The 16,701-nt window shown below is 72.0% G+C and carries 14 protein-coding genes; 6 read left to right on the forward strand and 8 right to left on the reverse strand.

The window, feature by feature from the left end:
* The first annotated feature begins 337 nt into the window (after window positions 1–337).
* Window positions 338–1,396 carry an NlpC/P60 family protein gene (locus tag AB0472_RS32860; RefSeq protein WP_366361855.1) on the forward strand — a complete coding sequence of 353 codons (1,059 nt, stop codon included), beginning with the start codon at window positions 338–340 and terminating at the stop codon, window positions 1,394–1,396.
* A gap of 70 nt (window positions 1,397–1,466) precedes the next feature.
* Here the strand turns inward: AB0472_RS32860 and AB0472_RS32865 are convergent, their stop codons facing one another.
* Window positions 1,467–2,180, reverse strand: coding sequence for a response regulator transcription factor (locus AB0472_RS32865; RefSeq protein ID WP_366361857.1), 714 nt, complete (start codon window positions 2,178–2,180; stop codon window positions 1,467–1,469).
* Window positions 2,177–3,469: a PspC domain-containing protein gene (locus AB0472_RS32870; protein WP_366361859.1), complete on the reverse strand. Its 1,293-nt coding sequence runs from the start codon at window positions 3,467–3,469 to the stop codon at window positions 2,177–2,179. Before AB0472_RS32870 ends, AB0472_RS32865 begins: the two co-directional genes overlap by 4 nt.
* Window positions 3,470–3,667: 198 nt before the next feature.
* Here AB0472_RS32870 and AB0472_RS32875 point away from each other — a divergent pair, with 198 nt between their 5' ends.
* On the forward strand, window positions 3,668–5,092 hold the full coding sequence (locus tag AB0472_RS32875; protein WP_366361861.1) for a PspC domain-containing protein: 1,425 nt from the start codon (window positions 3,668–3,670) through the stop codon (window positions 5,090–5,092).
* Complete coding sequence (locus AB0472_RS32880; RefSeq protein ID WP_366361863.1) at window positions 5,079–5,291, forward strand: hypothetical protein; 213 nt, start codon at window positions 5,079–5,081, stop codon at window positions 5,289–5,291. Before AB0472_RS32875 ends, AB0472_RS32880 begins: the two co-directional genes overlap by 14 nt.
* 13 nt (window positions 5,292–5,304) lie before the next feature.
* Here AB0472_RS32880 and AB0472_RS32885 read toward each other — a convergent pair whose 3' ends face one another.
* Entirely contained in the window at window positions 5,305–5,844 is a 540-nt protein-coding gene (locus AB0472_RS32885) for a TQO small subunit DoxD (protein WP_366361865.1), read from the reverse strand.
* A 201-nt stretch (window positions 5,845–6,045) separates the two neighbouring features.
* On the reverse strand, window positions 6,046–7,323 hold the full coding sequence (locus AB0472_RS32890) for a hypothetical protein (RefSeq protein ID WP_366361867.1): 1,278 nt from the start codon (window positions 7,321–7,323) through the stop codon (window positions 6,046–6,048).
* Window positions 7,324–7,511: 188 nt separating this feature from the next.
* Between AB0472_RS32890 and AB0472_RS32895 the strand changes: the two genes are divergently transcribed.
* Window positions 7,512–8,387 carry a DUF4429 domain-containing protein gene (locus AB0472_RS32895; RefSeq protein ID WP_366361869.1) on the forward strand — a complete coding sequence of 292 codons (876 nt, stop codon included), beginning with the start codon at window positions 7,512–7,514 and terminating at the stop codon, window positions 8,385–8,387.
* A gap of 148 nt (window positions 8,388–8,535) precedes the next feature.
* On the opposite strand, the gene AB0472_RS32900 is transcribed toward AB0472_RS32895, so the two are convergent.
* Both AB0472_RS32900 and guaA read right to left on the reverse strand, forming a co-directional pair.
* Complete coding sequence (locus AB0472_RS32900; RefSeq protein WP_366361870.1) at window positions 8,536–9,330, reverse strand: class II aldolase/adducin family protein; 795 nt, start codon at window positions 9,328–9,330, stop codon at window positions 8,536–8,538.
* 194 nt (window positions 9,331–9,524) lie between these two features.
* The gene (gene guaA / locus AB0472_RS32905) at window positions 9,525–11,105 is read right to left on the reverse strand and encodes a glutamine-hydrolyzing GMP synthase (RefSeq protein ID WP_366361872.1); all 1,581 of its coding nucleotides are present in this window, start codon (window positions 11,103–11,105) and stop codon (window positions 9,525–9,527) included.
* Between the two features lie 301 nt (window positions 11,106–11,406).
* On the opposite strand from guaA, the gene AB0472_RS32910 reads away from it, so the two are divergent.
* Window positions 11,407–11,688: a chorismate mutase gene (locus AB0472_RS32910; protein WP_366361874.1), complete on the forward strand. Its 282-nt coding sequence runs from the start codon at window positions 11,407–11,409 to the stop codon at window positions 11,686–11,688.
* A 655-nt stretch (window positions 11,689–12,343) separates the two neighbouring features.
* On the opposite strand, the gene AB0472_RS32915 is transcribed toward AB0472_RS32910, so the two are convergent.
* Complete coding sequence (locus AB0472_RS32915; protein ID WP_366361876.1) at window positions 12,344–13,498, reverse strand: hypothetical protein; 1,155 nt, start codon at window positions 13,496–13,498, stop codon at window positions 12,344–12,346.
* 205 nt (window positions 13,499–13,703) lie between these two features.
* Between AB0472_RS32915 and AB0472_RS32920 the strand changes: the two genes are divergently transcribed.
* The gene (locus AB0472_RS32920; protein ID WP_366361878.1) at window positions 13,704–14,729 is read left to right on the forward strand and encodes an LAETG motif-containing sortase-dependent surface protein; all 1,026 of its coding nucleotides are present in this window, start codon (window positions 13,704–13,706) and stop codon (window positions 14,727–14,729) included.
* A 190-nt stretch (window positions 14,730–14,919) separates the two neighbouring features.
* On the opposite strand, the gene AB0472_RS32925 is transcribed toward AB0472_RS32920, so the two are convergent.
* On the reverse strand, window positions 14,920–16,695 hold the full coding sequence (locus AB0472_RS32925) for a GMC family oxidoreductase (RefSeq protein WP_366361880.1): 1,776 nt from the start codon (window positions 16,693–16,695) through the stop codon (window positions 14,920–14,922).
* Window positions 16,696–16,701: the final 6 nt, after the last annotated feature.

Raw genomic sequence — 16,701 nt, forward strand, 5'->3', positions numbered from 1 at the left:
CTTCGGTCATCCCGCCCTGAGAAGCCGACGACTCCGGACCGCAATCCCGGTCACATACCGTCGGGTAACGATCCGGTCACGCCAATACCGCGCATCGCGTTACCAGGCCGACACACCCGGGCCTAGCGTCCTCCCCCAGGTGACCGACTCCCCACCGCCGCCCGGACCAGGGGCGGCAGTCGGACACCACCGCCGAGAAGATCCGGCGGCGGCCCGTTCCCCCTGTGCGGGCCGCCGCCGGACGCGCAATCCGCACTCCCCCGCGGCCGTACGGACGCTCCCCCTGGCGTGCCCTACGGACGAGACGGCGGTCGTACGAAAGGACGGGACAGTCCAGGTGGCAGCGCACCGCAAGCCCCGACAGCGCTCGCTCGGCGGCAGCACGGCCCGCACGGCCGTCACCCTCGCCCTGGCGGGCGCGGCCACCGCGACGGCCTTCGAAGGGACCGGAAACGCCGAGCCGCAACTGACACCGGCCCAGGTGAAGGCCAAGGTGGACCAGCTGTACCAGGAGGCCGAGGAGGCCACCCAGAAGTACGACGGGGCGAAGGAGAAGGCCGACACGGCCCAGCGGCGGCTGAAGTCGCTGCAGGAAGAGACCGCCCGCGCGCAGCAGAAGCTCAACTCCGCCCGGGACGCGCTCGGTCTCGTGGCGGCCGCGCAGTACCGCGACGGCGGCATCGACCCGGCCTGGCAGCTGGCGCTGTCCAGCGATCCCGACCAGTACCTGGACAACGCGGCCATCGCCGAGCGGGCCGGCGACCGGCAGGCCGGTGCGGTGACACGGGTACGGCAACAGGTGCGGGACATCGAGCAGTTGAGGGGCACCGCACATGTCGAGCTGACGGCACTGCGGTCCCGGCAGGCCGAGCTGCAGCGGGAGAAGACCGCCGTCGACGGCAAACTCGACGAGGCGCGACAGCTGCTGGACCGGCTGTCACCGCAGCAGCGGTCGGCGGTCACCGCGGACGACGGCACCGGGCGCGCCTCACGCTCCGCGGCGGACGCCCGCGCCCCGCTGACCGCCGGCGGCGTCGCCGCCACCGACTCGCGCGCCGCGGCCGCCGTCGCCTACGCCTACTCGAAGCTCGGCAGCCCCTATGTGTGGGGCGCGACCGGCCCCGACGCCTTCGACTGCTCGGGACTCGCCCAGGCCGCCTACCGCTCCGCCGGTGTCTCCATCCCCCGCACCACCTACGCCCAGATCAACGCCGGCCGCCGCGTCTCCCGCTCCGAACTCCAGCCGGGCGACCTGGTGTTCTTCTACTCGGGCATCAGTCACGTCGGCATCTACATCGGCAACGGCCAGATGATCCACGCGCCCAACCCCTCGGCGCCGGTACGGATCGCCCCGATCGACGAGATGCCGTTCGCGGGCGCGACACGGGTCGTCTGACTGAGCGGCCGGCCACGGCGGACCGGGCGGCCACGGACCGGCGTACCGGTGGGCCGGCCGGGCACGGCCCTCAGACCAGGCGGCGTGCCGTCGCCCAGCGGGTCAGCTCGTGCCGGTTCGACAGCTGCAGTTTCCGCAGCACCGCCGACACGTGGGACTCGACCGTCTTCACGGAGATGAACAGCTGCTTGGCGATCTCCTTGTAGGCGTAGCCGCGGGCGATGAGGCGCAGGACCTCGCGCTCGCGCTGGGTGAGGCGGTCGAGGTCCTCGTCGACCGGCGGGGCGTCGGTGGAGGCGAAGGCGTCCAGGACGAACCCGGCGAGCCGCGGCGAGAAGACGGCGTCGCCGTCCTGGACCCGGAAGATCGAGTCGACCAGGTCGGTGCCGGTGATCGTCTTGGTGACGTAGCCCCGGGCGCCGCCCCGGATCACGCCGATCACGTCCTCGGCCGCGTCCGACACGGACAGCGCGAGGAAACGCACCGGCCGCTCGGCGTCCGCCGACAACGGGGCGCACCGGCGCAGCACTTCGACCCCGCCGCCGCCCGGCAGGTGCACGTCCAGGAGGACCACCTCGGGCCGGGTCGCGGTGATCACCGAGACCGCCTGGTCGACGTCGGCCGCCTCGCCGACCACCTCGACGCCGGTCTGCTCGGTCCTGCCGATCTCGGCCTGGACGCCCGTCCGGAACATCCGGTGGTCGTCGACGAGGACCACACGCACCCGACGTCCGGCCTTCTCCGCGCCTTCCGCCGGGCCGTTCGCCTCGGTCGCGTCGCTCATGACGTCTTCTCCGCCCTCTCCATCTCCAGCTCGACCTCCGTGCCGCCGCCCGGCACGGACCGCAGTCGTGCGGTACCGCCGTGGCGTTCCATGCGGCCGATGACCGATTCTCTGACACCCATGCGGTCGGCGGGTATCGAGTCGAGGTCGAAGCCGGGACCGCGGTCGCGGACGGACACGAAGACCGTCCTTCCTTCGGCTTCGGCGTAGACCTGGACGGCGCCGCCCTCGCCACCGTACTTGGCCGCGTTGACCATCGCCTCGCGTGCGGCCTGCATCTGCGCGCCCGTCCGCTCGTCGAGCGGGCAGTCCCCGACCACGACGACCTCGATGGGGACTCCGTGCTTGTCCTCCACCTCCGCCGCGTTGCGCCGGACGGCGTCGGCGAGGGTGGTGGGTTCGTCGGCCTCGTCCTTGCCGGTGCCCTCGGGCTTGTAGAGCCAGGTGCGCAGGTCGCGCTCCTGGGCACGGGCGAGACGGCGCACCTCGCCGGCGTTCTCCGCGTTGCGCTGGATCAGGGTGAGGGTGTGCAGCACGGAGTCGTGGACATGGGCGGCGACCTCGGCACGCTCCTGGGCGCGGATGCGCATCAGCCGCTCCTCGGAGAGGTCCTGGGTCATCCGGACCAGGTACGGGCCGGCGAGCAGCGTGATGCCGACGAGCACGGCGAGGGCCGCCTGGAGCACCGCGCCGATGTGCGCGGCGGAGCCCTGCATGACGAAGACGCCCGAGACGCCCGCGGTGACGAGCAGGACACCGACGCCCGCGCGCAGCAGGCTGAGCGTGCGGCGCCGGCTGCCGACCTCGACCCAGCGGGCCCGGCGGGCGTTGTCGGCCTGGCGCCAGACCAGGGCGACACCGGCGGCGACCAGGACCGCGGGAAGGAGATAGGCCTTGGCCCCGCGGGTCAGGTTGACGCTGCTCACGAACACGATGGACACGACGACCATGAGGAGCAGGGCGACGATCTGGCCCCGGTCCGGTTTGCGGGCGACGAGTCTGCGGCGGCCGTCCGCCGAGGTCTCGGTGGCGACCAGGGACGGCGGCCTCTGTCCGCCGACCCCGCCGACGCCGAGCGGCACGAAGAACCAGAACGCGGCGTACAGCAGCGCGCCGAGGCCGTTGGCCATGAACAGGCCGACGAAGACGAGCCGCACCCACACGACAGGCAGCCCGAGATGCCCGGCGAGACCCCGCGCCACTCCGCCGAGCCAGCGGCCGTCGCTGCTGCGGTAGAGCCTGCGCGGCGGCCGCGGGTCGTCGAGGGGCGCTGCTGCGGCTTCCGGCATGCCATCGATGGTCACACGCCCGCGATGGTGGAGCATCAGGGTCGACCCCCGAGACTCCCCTGATCTTCGGATTTCCCCGTGGGAACCCTCGCGTCCGGCCGTTCGAACGCCTCCCGGTCCGGCCTCGGGGCAGATCTCAGGGTTCGGCCAGGGTCATCCCGACTGCCGTCGCGGCCGCACGGCCGTCACCATTGACTCATGACTGATCACGAGCACGCCGCGACGGGTCCGGGACCCGGCCCCGGCCCGCGGCCCGCAGCGGGCACCGGGCCGTCGGATGCCGCGCCCGCCGCGGCGGAGACGGCCGCGACGGGAGCCGGCGCGCCCCGCACCGGCCCGGAGGCCGCCGACGCGGCTTCGCCGCGGTTCCGGCGCGACCGGCGGCACAAGATGATCGCGGGCGTGTGCGCGGGGCTCGGCCGCCACACCGACCTGGACCCGGTGATCTTCCGCATCACCCTGGCCGTGCTGGCCGCGACCGGCGGCATCGGTCTCCTCTTCTACGGCTTCGCCTGGCTCTTCGTGCCGTACGAGGACGACGAGGAGAACGAGGTCCGCAAGCTGCTGACCGGCCGGGTCGACGGGCAGGCCCTGGCGGCCGTGCTGTTCGCGCTGGTCGGCTGCGGAGTGCTGCTGACGATGATCAGGAACGGCCAGGTGCTGGCGTTCGCCGTCGTCCTCTCCCTGCTGCTGGCCGGCGCCGGCTACTGGTCGCGGCGGCGCGGCGCCCCCGACCCCGACCCGTTGTCCGCGCAGGCCGTCGCCGACGCCCCGCCGGAGGCCCAGGCACCGCCGGTCCCGATCTCCTACCCCTCGTGGTGGCGGGACCCGATCGTCAAGGACGGCACGCATGTGGGGGGCACCGGCTACCTCTGGGGACCGGCGGACGTTCCGGGCCCGCAGGTGCCGGGGCTCGACTTCCGGCTGAGCACGCCGTGGGTCCACGGCCAGGACCTCCGGACCCGGCCGAGCCCGCCACCGAAGCCGCGCGGGCCGCGCTGGATCGGCGGCTGGATCTTCCTGTTCGCGCTGGTGGCGGGCGGCCTGGGCACGGGGCTGACGTGGGACACGCACCCCTTGGGCACCAGCCTCCAGGCCGGTCTGGCCTGCGCGCTGATCGTGTTCGGGCTGGGGACGGCGCTCAGCTCGTTCCTCGGCCGCACAGGCGCCGGCTCGCTGTTCCTGGCCCTGCTCACGGCGGCCCTGCTGGCGGCCGCGACGGCCCTGCCGTCGAACATCAGCACCCACTGGACCCGGACGGCCTGGACACCCGTCACCGCGGCGGAGGTGGCGCCGGCGTACGACCTCGGGACGGGCGTGGCCACGCTGGACCTGACGCACATACGGGTCGCCCGCGGGCGGACGGTGTCGACCTCCGCCGAGGTGGGCGCGGGGCAGCTGAAGATCGTCGTGCCGGCGGACGTGACGCTGCGCATGAGCATCGACGTGGGGGTGGGTGACATCCGGTTGCCCGGTGAGGACAAGAAGGACGTGGACGTGGAGCCGGGCAGGCACAAGGACGTGACGTTGCCGCCCGCGAGCGGCGCGAGGAACGCGGGGACACTCGACCTGGATCTCCAGGTCGGCGCGGGACAGGTGGAGGTGACCCGTGCTGCGGCATGAGTTCCAGCCCGGACGGCTGGTCGTCGGTGTCTTCCTGACGGCGGCGGGGGTCGCCTACGCCGGTGACGTGGGCGGCTGGTGGGACACCGAGTGGTTCGCCGTCATCCCCGTGACGATGGCCGGCCTCTTCCTCGCGGGGGTGGCCGCGGCGCTGACCCGGGCGATACGCAGGCGCCGTGGCACCACCCCGGAGAGGTAGACGCCGGAACCGGTCAGAGGCCCAGCGAAGCCCGTGCCGAGCGGTGTCGGCGGCGGGCGCGGAGCATCGCGTCCAGGGAGAGGTAGGGGGCACCGGCGAGCACCAGGGGCAGCCAGGCCATCAGGTAGGCAAGGTCGTTGCCGTAGTAGTACGGGGAGTTGGCCCAGCTGATGGTCAGCCAGAGGCTGAGCGAGATCAGTGCGCCGCCGAGCGCGGCCAGCCGGGCCAGCAGGCCGAAGAGCGTGCCGAGGCCGACGGCGAGCTCACCGAAGGCGATCGCGGTGCCGAAGCCGACGGGGTTCTTCAGGGCCAGGTCGACCAGGGCCGGGATCGCGGCGGAGTCGCGGACGGCGCGCATGGTGTCGCCGATCGATCCGGAGCCACCGGATTTGAGGAAGGCGCTGTCGGTCAGTTTGTCCAGACCGGCGTAGATGAAGGTGACGCCCAGGAAGATCCGCAGGGGAAGGAGGGCGTACCGGGTGGCGGTGTCCCGCAGGCCGCGGTCACCGTCGAGATAGGGAGTGTGCGTGTCCGAACGAATGCTGTGAGTCATCGCCAGTAGCCGCCTCTCGCCGCTGTACCCGGGCCCCTCAACAGACCATACGTACGACAACGACGACCGTCTCAATCCTCTCCCGGACGTTTTTCCGAATTTCGGCCGGACCGACGCACCCGGGAGGGTGGAGAAAGGTGGGCAAGAAGGGCCAGGGGTGGGTCTGGCCGGGCCGCTCCGCCCTTCCGGCACCCGGCCGGCTCACTCCGTCACGTCGACCACGCAGCGGTTGGTCGCCACTCCGGCCGCCGTCACCACCTGGACCTCGACGGATCCGGGCTCCACGTCGGCCGGGACGGGGACGGTGAGGACGTGGTCCGTGGGGTTGCTGAAACCGCCGGTGACGGGGACCAGGGGGACGTGGACGTTGACGGGGCCGATGCGGACCACCATGCGGGAGAGACGGTCGGCGCCCTGGGCGCCGGGCGGGACGAAGCCGGTGCCGCGGATCTCGATGTCGTCGCCCGTACGGATCGGGGCGTCCAGGTCACCGGCCTCGCGGGCGCGGACGACGGAGAGGATCACCGGGCGACCGCCCTCGGCGTACTTGCCGGCCAGGTAGGTCGCGGCGGAGATCAGGACCACCGTCGCGAGCCCCCAGGGCAGGTCGGGGAGCTGGTCGGGGCGGCGGGCGAGCCGTACCGCGGCGAAGACCAGGGAGACGGCGCTGATGACGACGTACTGGATGTCGGCGAAGGTGCCGCGGCCGGAGTCGTCGGTGAGCAGGTCGGCGGCGCGGGGGCGGTGGGCACGCACCTTCTGCAGACGCTGGCCGGCGATACGCAGGCCGACCACCCGGCGCACCAGGACGGCGATGCCGCAGACCACGGCGAGGACGGTGACCGCCCCGGCACCGCGGGCGAGGTCGAGGCCGGAGATGAGGGCGTCCCGCTCGGCGGGAGAGGAGGCGGCGGCCAGCCGGCCGGCCAGGACGAGGACCGCGTAGGCGACGAAGAGGACCCAGGAGGCGGCGACGGCGCGGGAGGTGGACATGCGGTTGTCCTCGCCGATGACGGGGGCGAGCGCCCCGCCGCGCGAGCGGTGGAACCAGGAGGCGGCGGTGAGGGCGAGGGCCACGAGCAGGGCGGCGAGCAGTCCGGCGGTGCGGGCGCTGGTCCAGCCCGCACCGATGGCGGTGAGGGCCTGGGCGAGGAGTGTGATCACGACGGCGGCCCAGACGGTGCACGCGGTGCGCAGCCACAGGCGGGCGAGCCAGGCCTCGCCTTCGGCGCGGCCGCGTTCGGCCACCACCCCGGCGGACTGGGCAAGTTCCTCGGAGACCCACTGCCGGGAGGCGGAGGCCGAGTGGGCCACCGCCGCGGGCAGTCCCTGCCCGGCAGCGAACTCCTCCCGTTTGAGGAGGAATTCGGCGACCGCCCGTCGGTGTCCCTCGCGTGCCCCGTGCGGGCAGTCCCCGCACGCGCAGCCGCCGCCGTGGGCGCCCGAACCGGCGCCCTGCCTCGCCTCCTGCACCGCCACGCCCGACGCCTGCCTTCCCCACGCCCGGGGCACGACGCGCAGGGCCCTCCCCGGGGCCGGACGGCGTCATGCAACTCCCTTGTGTCGAGAGCGAATTGTGCCCTACGCCACGCGGTTCGCGTTCAGTGGGCCGGTCACGACGGGTGAAGATACGGCAGATGTGTTGACCCGGCTGCGAGAATTTCCCCATGGCCGAGATCATCCAGCGGGACGGGACCTGGGCCTTCGACGGCAGCACGGTCCGGATCACGCCGGGGCGGCACCGGTCCGTGCCGCTGTTCCGGCAGACCTACGGGGAGATCGCCGTACCCCTGGAGGCCGTGGCGGGGGTGGTGTACGAGCCGGAGCGCAGGCGGGGGCTGCTGAGGATGCGGCTGCGCCAGGGTGCGGACCCGTTGCTGCAGGCGACGGGCGGCCGGTTGCCGCAGGCGGCGGATCCGTATCGGCTGGCGGTGGACGGGGACCGGTCGGGGGTGGCCGAGTACGTCGTGGCGGAGATCCGGCGGTCGCTGCTGCTGGACCAGGTCCCGAAGGAGCCCGCGCGGGCCTATCTGCTGCCGGGGCCGCCGGTGCCGGTGTCGGTGCGGTCCTCGGACGGCACGGTGTCGTTCGACGGTACGCAGGTGCGCATCGACTGGGCCGACACCTCCGACCGGGTCAAGCGGGCCACCGGGCCCCGGATCATCGGCGTCGGCGATCTGGTGCAGGTGGAGTGGCTGCCCAACTCCGGGTACGAGGGCGGCTTCCTGCGGTTCGTGACCCGGGACACGGTGTTCTCGAAACTGCCGGCCGAGCGCGACCCGTACGCCCTGGACCTGTGGGGCAGTGTCCGCCGCGACCTGCTGACGGCACTGGTGGCGGCGGCGGTCACGGCCCGGCTGCCGCATCCGTCCACCCGCCCGGGCACGGAGGACCGCCCCCCGGTATCGGTGCCGCGCCAGTCGGCCGACCACCACGACGTCCTGCTGCGCAGACTCCGGGAGCTGGGCGACCTGCACCGCGACGGCGTCCTCACGGACGAGGAGTTCGCCGCGACGAAGGCGGCCGTGCTGCGGAGCTTCTGAGCAGGCGGCCACACCAGGCCCCGCAAGGGGCGCTGAGGGTACCCCCGGCCGAAGGTTGGGGGAGGAACTGCGCGACCAGCCACGATGGCACCGCAGACGACAGACGAAAGACGACAGACGGCAGATCACGGCGCTTCCAGCGCAGCGCCTAGCTGAGCAGGTCCGGTTCGCTGCGGCTGATGTCCTGCCACAGGGGCTGGTAGTTGATCCAGGCCACCAGGTCGCCGCCGAGCTGTTCCCGGGTGGCGACGGCGAGCTTGTGGTCGATGAGCAGCGGCCGGCCGGCCGCCTTGGCGGTCAGCTGGACCTGCGCGGACTTCTCCATCGACAGGAACCACCAGGCCGCCGCGTCCACCGAGTCGCCGACGGTCAGCAGCCCGTGGTTGCGCAGCACCAGCGCCTTGCGGGAGCCGAGGGCGGTGGCGATCCGGCGGCCCTCCTCGGCGTCGACGGCGACGCCGGTGTAGGCGTCGTAGAGGGCGTGGTCCTCGTAGAAGGCGCAGCTCTCCTGGCTGATCGGGTCGAGCAGGTCGCCGAGGGCGGACAGGGCGCGGCCGTGCACGGAGTGGCAGTGGGCGACGGCGACGACGTCCGGGCGGGCCGCGTGCACCTGGGCGTGGACGGTGAAGGCGGCCTGGTTGACGTGGTAGCGGCCCTCGATCACCTGGCCGTCCTCGTTCGCCAGGACCAGGTCGCCGACGGTGACGTGCTTGAACGGCATGCCGAAGGGGTTGACCCAGAAGCAGTTCGAGTACTCGGGGTCGCGGGCGGTGATGTGCCCGGACACACCGTCCTCCAGTCCGGCCCGGCCGAAGATCCGCAGCGCTCCGGCGAGCCGCTCCTTGCGATGCCGGCGCTCGTCGTCGAGCGAGTCGTACATCGGCGGCATCGCGAACTGGAGCTGGTCGGTGGGCAGCGGAAGGGGCGGGGTCGGCCCGTGCATAGGTCCTCCAGCACTGGGTTTGTGTTACGGCCGGAAGTTACCGCCGGTCAGCGCAGGAAAACAGAGCTGTTCTGTAAAGATGACGCGCGCGAGCAGATCGCGACAGAAGATGTCGGGAATCGACAGCCGCGTGACCCTTGCCGCACATGACGAAGAGGTGGCACAGCCGGAGCCGTGCCACCTCTTCACCAGGCCTACTCCCACTCGATGGTGCCCGGCGGCTTGGAGGTGACGTCGAGGACGACCCGGTTGACGTCACGGACCTCGTTGGTGATCCGGGTGGAGATCTTCGCGAGGACCTCGTACGGCAGGCGGGACCAGTCGGCCGTCATGGCGTCCTCGGAGGAGACCGGGCGCAGCACGATCGGGTGGCCGTAGGTGCGGCCGTCGCCCTGGACGCCGACGCTGCGGACGTCCGCGAGCAGGACCACCGGGCACTGCCAGATGGCGCGGTCGAGGCCGGCCGCGGTCAGCTCCTCGCGGGCGATCGCGTCCGCCTCGCGGAGCAGGTCCAGGCGCTCCTTGGTGACCTCGCCGACGATGCGGATGCCGAGGCCCGGGCCCGGGAACGGCTGGCGCTGGACGATCTCGTCCGGCAGGCCGAGCTCCTGGCCGACCATGCGGACCTCGTCCTTGAACAGCTTGCGGAGCGGCTCGATCAGCTTGAACTCGAGGTCCTCCGGCAGCCCGCCGACGTTGTGGTGCGACTTGATGTTCGCGGTGCCGGTGCCGCCGCCGGACTCCACGACGTCCGGGTAGAGGGTGCCCTGGACCAGGAACTCCACGGCCGGGCCGGCGTCGGCGATGATCTCCGCCTGGGCCTGCTCGAAGACCCGGATGAACTCGCGGCCGATGATCTTCCGCTTCTGCTCCGGGTCGGAGACGCCGGCGAGCGCGTCGAGGAAGCGGGCCTCCGCGTCGACGACCTTCAGCTGGACGCCGGTCGCGGCGACGAAGTCCTTCTCGACCTGCTCGGTCTCGCCCTTGCGCATCAGGCCGTGGTCGACGTAGACGCAGGTCAGCTGGGAGCCGATGGCCTTCTGGACGAGGGCCGCGGCCACCGCGGAGTCGACGCCGCCGGACAGGCCGCAGATGGCGCGGCTGTCGCCGACCAGCTCGCGGATCGCGGCGACCTGCTCGTCGATGACGTTGCCGGTGGTCCAGGTGGGCTTGAGGCCCGCACCGCGGTACAGGAAGTGCTCCAGGACCTGCTGGCCGTGCGTGGAGTGCATGACCTCGGGGTGGTACTGGACGCCGTAGAGCTTCTTCTCGTCGTTCTCGAAGGCGGCGACCGGGACGACGTCCGTGGCCGCGCTGACGGTGAAGCCCTCGGGGGCGGCGGAGCAGGCGTCGCCGTGCGACATCCACACGTGCTGCTCGGCGGGGGTGCCCTCGAACAGGGTGGAGGCCGTCTTGGAGACGTGCAGGTCGGTGCGGCCGTACTCGCGGGCGCCGGTGTTGTCGACGGTGCCGCCGAGGACCTGCGCCATCAGCTGGAAGCCGTAGCACATGCCGAAGACCGGGACGCCGGCCTCGAAGAGCTCGCGGTCCAGGCGGGGGGCGCCCTCCTCGTACACGGACGAGGGGCCGCCGGAGAGAATGATCGCCGCCGGGTTCTTGGCGAGCATCTCGGCGACCGGCATGGTGCTGGGCACGATCTCGCTGTAGACCCGGGCCTCGCGGACGCGGCGGGCGATGAGCTGGGCGTACTGCGCGCCGAAGTCGACGACCAGGACGGTGTCGGGAGCGGCGGCAGCGGGAGTCGCTGATGACACGGGGTGCCTTCCGGCGGTCGGGCGGGGGTCTGTGGTTACCGATTCTAACGGGGTGGGCGCGGGGCACCTCCCCGTAGTGCTGTGGCATACTCGCCCCCATGCTCACGCGGACGACCTTCCTGTTTACCTATGGCAACCGGCCCACCGGCTGCCATGGTCGTGCTGCTTGAGCAACTGACAAGCGACTTCCCCAGGCGCCCCGGGCCGACAAGGTCCGGGGCGCCTGCCGTTTCTCCGGACCCGGTCGCTCCGGGGCTCACCGCATCGCACCCCTTCCGGCAAGGACAGACGAGGAGCCCCCATGAACGCGATCGACGTGACCGGTGCCCGTACCCACGAGGCCGCCGAGGTGATCACCGGTGCGCGGGAGCGCATCGACGCGCTCGACGACCGGATCATCGGTCTGATCCAGGAACGGATGGCCGTCTCGGCCGTCGTCCAGGAGGCACGGATCGCCTCCGGCGGCCGCCGGGTGAACCTCTCCCGCGAGATGGAGATCCTCGGCCACTACAGCTCGGCCCTCGGCAGGCCCGGCACGCCCCTGGCGATGACGCTCCTGGAACTGTGCCGGGGTCGCATCTGAGTCGGGCGGACCTGAGTTCGGGACCTTCTCACCCGTACGGCGCGTGACCGGCCCGCGGACCGCCTCGTTGGTGGGGTGTCCGTGTCAGCCAGGGGCGGGCCCGAAAGAACCACGCGTGGCTTCACTGGAGCGATGAGGCGTACGGAACGTGCCGTGCGCCGTGGGACCTCGTTCCAGTCAAGTGACCGGACGGCAGGGGACAGCAGCCCGGTCACCCATGAGACGGCCGGCTCCGGGGACGCCCGGGGCCGACCGGCGGAAAATTGCAAAAATGCACAAGGGCTGGGTCAAACGGTTGCGGAGGCCGCGTACATCCAGCACGATGCGAGAAGGCCCGTAAAGCCTTCGGAGTTCCCAAGTCCCAGTTCAGGCACCGGAATTGCCGTGTACCGACCGTCCGCCAAAGGTCGGGACCTGCCATACGCCCCGAGCGCGCCGGGGCGCCGACCCGGGGCACGGACGGCGGTACAGGGCACAGAGACCAGCGGCGCAACCCCCCGGCGCCGCTCCCAGGCACCGACGCTGCCCTGACGTCGGTGCTGACGAAAGAAGGGCCCCGCGGCTCCGTTCCGCGGGGCCCTTCGCCTGTCTCCCGCGGGGGCCTTCGCCCGTCTGCGGAACAACGTGGGAACAACGTGGGAACAACGCGGGCGGACTAGGTCCGGCTGACCGTGCCGCAGGCCTCCTCCTTGCCGATGTCGCGGCTGCGGTCGTACGGGTCGACGGACGGGCCGCTCGGGGCGGTGCCGCCGGTCGGGGCCTGGGACGGGAACTGCGGGTGCAGATAGCCGTCGCTGATGCCGCACGCCGTGTTGCCGGCGTCCTCGTCGAAGCGGAGGAGGGTCAGGCGCCCGGGGGTGACCCGGTACCGCGTGGGGTCGGAGAGTTCGGCGTCGATGACGCGGCGCACGATCGTGCGGGTGACCTCGGCGTTGCCGTCGGTGGCGGCGTCGGCGCGGACCACCGGGTAGACGAAGGTGTAGTCGGCGTGCACGGCCACGCCCAGGAACTTGCCCTTCGCGAAGGTGATCCGGCCGCGCACCTTGACGACCTTCCCGGCCTCCTTCACGTCCTTCGGGTCGAAGCGGCTGAAGAGGAACAGCGGGTCGTGGGCCTTGCTGGGGCTGCGCAGCGAGGTCTTGAGGTTGTCGAGCACGTCGGGCTGCTTGGGGTCGAGCACCGACAGGGCCGCTGACGGGTTGCCGCCGGCTATGACGTCGGGGTTCAGGTTGGCGTCCACCAGCAGCTTCCTGGTCTGCTGGAGGGCGAGTTCGACACGGTCCTTCGGGATCGCACCGAGCGCGGTGGCCTTCGGCAGCACGATGCCGGCCGCGCCGTCGGCCCAGCGCAGCGCCGGGGAACCGGCGAACGGGTGGGCGAGCGTGGGGGTGTCGGGGGCGACCGCGGAGGGCGGGGCGGTCGGGGTGGTGGTCTCGGCGGGCAGCGGCGTGGTGGTGGTGTCCGTACCGGCGGACGAGCCGAAGGGGTGGCCAGGGATCAGCGACGGCCGCATCGCCACGACGGCCACGGCGATCGCCAGCGGGACGCCGACGACCGCCCAGGCCCTGCGGCGCCGGGCGGCCCGCCCGTTCCTCTCCTGCCAGGCCGGCCCGGTCCGCCAGCCCTCCGGCTGCCCCTGCTGCCCCTTGAGCCGCTCGGTCACCTCACGGGCCCGGGCGGACGGCTCCTTGGGGGCGGACTTGCGGATGTCCCGTTCGGTGTCCTTGAGGAACTGCGCCCACACCTCATCGGACACGGAGGAGGACGACGGCTCGTCCCCCGACGATTCTTCGGACCGTCTGTCAGACATGACACTCTCTCGCTCGGCCGTTCGACGGGGCGAGAATAGCCCCGGAAACGGCCGTGTCCATGCCCTGCGGTGACCTGACAGGTGAGTGACCCACCTCACATAAGGGTTCTGTGAATGTGGAGGCAACCATTCACAGGACTCACCGGTCACATCTGCGGAACCAGCGGTGACATCCGTCCGCCGCGGCTGACGCACGGGGGTCCTCATGAAGCTTCGCCAGGCCTTGGCAACGGCGGCGGCAGCAGCTGTCATCGCACCGGTCGCCCTGCTGTCCGCGCCGGCCGCGTTCGCGGAGGAGTCGCCGTCGACTCCCGCGTCGGAGAGCGCACCGGGCGGGACCCCCGGTGACACGACGTCCGCCTCCCCGTCGGACTCCGGCTCGGCCTCGCCGAGCGACGGCGCGTCGGCGTCCGGGTCCGCGTCGCCCTCCGGCTCTGCCGGCGGCAGCGCGAGCGCGTCGGCGTCCGCGTCCACCTCGGCCGGGCCGTCCCAGTCGGCGGAGCCGAGCGGGGACCCGTCCGACCCGGACGTGCCGTACTGCGAGGATCTCGACCAGGACTTCCGCGACGCCAAGGTGTCCGCCGACATCAAGGGCCTGCCCGGCAAGATCGTCGCGGGCGACGGCTTCCACCGCTTCGAGCTGGTCGTGACCAACGACGCCAGGACGGACGTCGAGGGCGTCGCCTTCTACGCCGAGATCGAGAACTACGAACTCGACGAGTCCAAGTACCTCAGCCCGTACGTCGACCTGGAGTTCAAGAACCCCGACACCGGCTCCTGGGACCGGATCGGCGACGACGACTGGGCCGGCGACTACTTCTTCTACGTGCCGAAGCTGAAGGCGGGCGCGAGCAGGTCGGTCGACCTGCGCGTCTCCGTCGACGCCAAGGCACCCGCCGGTGACGCCTACTCCTTCGGCTCCGGCGCCTACCTCGACAAGGTCGAGGGCCAGGACTGCATCGCCGAGGGCTGGGCCCAGTACGACTTCACGGTCCTCAAGGCCGGCTCGTCCAACCCGGACCCGGGTACGGCCACGCCGGGCGACGACGGCGGCAAGGACTCGGTGAAGAAGCCCCAGGGCAACGTGTCCGACCTGCCGACCGGCAACCTCGCCGAGACCGGATCCAGTTCGGCGCTGCCGGTGATCGGCCTGGTCGGCGGAGTCGCCGTCGTGGTCGGCGTCGGTGCGGTGGTCCTGGTGCGGCGGCGGAGGACCGGCGCGGACTCATAGGCAAGGTCGCGCGGACCGCCGTACGGCGGCGGCCGCGCACCGATCGAAGAGGGACCTGAGCTCGGAGGGGGGCACAGGTCCCTCTTCGGTGTCCGGCAGCGTGTTCGCCGCGCTGCTTGGTCGCCGCGCTGCTCTTCGCCCTACTGCTTCTTCGCCCTACTGCTTCTTCGCCCCGCTGCTCTTCGCCCCGTTACTTCTTCGGCGGTACGGCCGGGATGCCGAGGAACGGCAGTCGCAGCGCGCCGAAGGCCCCGGCCGGGACCGCCGGGCGGTGCGGCTCGACCGCCTGCAGGCGCCGGTACGGCTCGCCCTGCCGGGGGCGCGGGTCCGGCTCGCCCTTGTTCGGCCAGTAGGACATCGCCCGCTCGGCCTGCGCGGTGATGGTGAGGGACGGGTTCACGCCCAGGTTGGCGGAGACGGCGGCGCCGTCCACGACCGAGATGCCCGGATGGCCGTAGAGCCGGTGGTACGGGTCGATGACCCCGGTCTCGCGCGAGTCGCCGATGGGGCAGCCGCCGAGGAAGTGGGCGGTGAGCGGGGTGCCCATCAGCTCGCCGACGTTGCTGCCGGCGAAGCCGTTGATCTCCTCGGCGAGCACCGTGGCCGCCTCCGACGCGGCCCTGATCTGCTTGGGGTTGGGGGCGCCGTGGCCCTGCCGGGCGGTGAGCAGGCCCTTGCCGACGCCGTCCGGTTTCAGGTACGTCGTCAGGGAGTTGTCCAGCGACTGCATGACCAGGCCGATGATGGTCCGCTCCGACCAGCGCCGGTTGGAGAGCGAGCGCAGCACGAGGAGGGGGTGGCGGGCCGCGTTCGCCAGCCAGCCGAGGACGCGGGAGGAGCCCTCCGCGTACGGCACCTGGAGGATCGACAGGCCGCCCATCGCGTTGGAGCCCTTGCCGTAGCGGACCGGCTCGATGTGCGTGTTCTCGTCCGGGTGGATGGACGAGGTGATCGCGACGCCCTTGGTGAAGTCTGCCTTCGGGGTGCCGTGCGCCCTGCGGTAGCGCCGGTCGTCGGTCTGGGCGCCGACCAGGGCCTCGGAGTTGGTGCGGGTGAGGTCGCCGAGGCGGTCGGAGAGGTACGGCAGCTGCCCGCCGGCCTTCATGCGGTGCAGCAGGGTCTGGGTGCCGTAGGTACCGGCGGCGATGACGACCCGGCGGGCCTTGAAGGTCCGGCCCTGCGCCTTCCGGTCGTCGGTGGGGAGGGTGGCGATCGCGTAGCCGCCCTGGGAGTCGTCAGTGACGGAGACGACGGTGGTCATGGGGTGGACGACCGCGCCGGCCCGCTCGGCGAGGTGGAGGTAGTTCTCGTTGAGGGTGTTCTTCGCGCCGTGCCGGCAGCCGGTCATGCACTCGCCGCACTCGGTGCAGGCGTTGCGGGCCGGGCCCGCGCCGCCGAAGTAGGGGTCGGCGACCTGCTCGCCGGGTGCCGCCTTCGCCTCGCCGTCGGCGTCCTTGCCGTCGCCGAAGAAGACGCCGACGGGGGCGAGGTGGAAGGTGTCGCCGACGCCCATCTTCTGCGCCGCGGCCTTCAGGTGCACGTCGGACGGGGTCATCGTCGGGTTGAGCCGTACGCCGAGCATGCGCTGGGCCTGGTCGTAGTAGGGCTTCAGCTCCTCCTGCCAGTCCGTGATGTCCCGCCACTGGGGGTCGTCGAAGAAGGGCCTGGGTGGGACGTAGAGGGTGTTGGCGTAGTTCAGCGAGCCGCCGCCGACACCCGCGCCGGCCAGGACCATGACGTTGCCGAGGAGGTGGATGCGCTGGATGCCGTAGCAGCCGAGCTGCGGGGCCCAGAGGTAGTTCTTGATGTCCCAGGAGTTCTTGGGGAGGGTCTCGCGGGTGAAGCGGCGGCCGGCTTCCAGGACGCCGACGCGGTAGCCCTTCTCGGTGAGGCGTAGGGCGGTGACGGAACCGCCGAAGCCGGAGCCGACGACCAGGACGTCGTAGTCATAGGTGTCCTGAGACAACGTGCC

The sequence above is a fragment of the Streptomyces sp. NPDC086777 genome, assembly GCF_040702065.1.
GTDB lineage: Bacteria > Actinomycetota > Actinomycetes > Streptomycetales > Streptomycetaceae > Streptomyces.

Bases quoted from the DNA above. Each gene is read 5' to 3' on its own strand.
- AB0472_RS32865 (WP_366361857.1), bottom strand. From the start codon at position 2,180: ATGAGCGACGCGACCGAGGCGAACGGCCCGGCGGAAGGCGCGGAGAAG.
- AB0472_RS32870 (WP_366361859.1), bottom strand. From the start codon at position 3,469: ATGCCGGAAGCCGCAGCAGCGCCCCTCGACGACCCGCGGCCGCCGCGC.
- AB0472_RS32875 (WP_366361861.1), top strand. From the start codon at position 3,668: ATGACTGATCACGAGCACGCCGCGACGGGTCCGGGACCCGGCCCCGGC.
- AB0472_RS32885 (WP_366361865.1), bottom strand. From the start codon at position 5,844: ATGACTCACAGCATTCGTTCGGACACGCACACTCCCTATCTCGACGGT.
- AB0472_RS32895 (WP_366361869.1), top strand. From the start codon at position 7,512: ATGGCCGAGATCATCCAGCGGGACGGGACCTGGGCCTTCGACGGCAGC.
- AB0472_RS32900 (WP_366361870.1), bottom strand. From the start codon at position 9,330: ATGCACGGGCCGACCCCGCCCCTTCCGCTGCCCACCGACCAGCTCCAG.
- AB0472_RS32910 (WP_366361874.1), top strand. From the start codon at position 11,407: ATGAACGCGATCGACGTGACCGGTGCCCGTACCCACGAGGCCGCCGAG.
- AB0472_RS32915 (WP_366361876.1), bottom strand. From the start codon at position 13,498: ATGTCTGACAGACGGTCCGAAGAATCGTCGGGGGACGAGCCGTCGTCC.
- AB0472_RS32920 (WP_366361878.1), top strand. From the start codon at position 13,704: ATGAAGCTTCGCCAGGCCTTGGCAACGGCGGCGGCAGCAGCTGTCATC.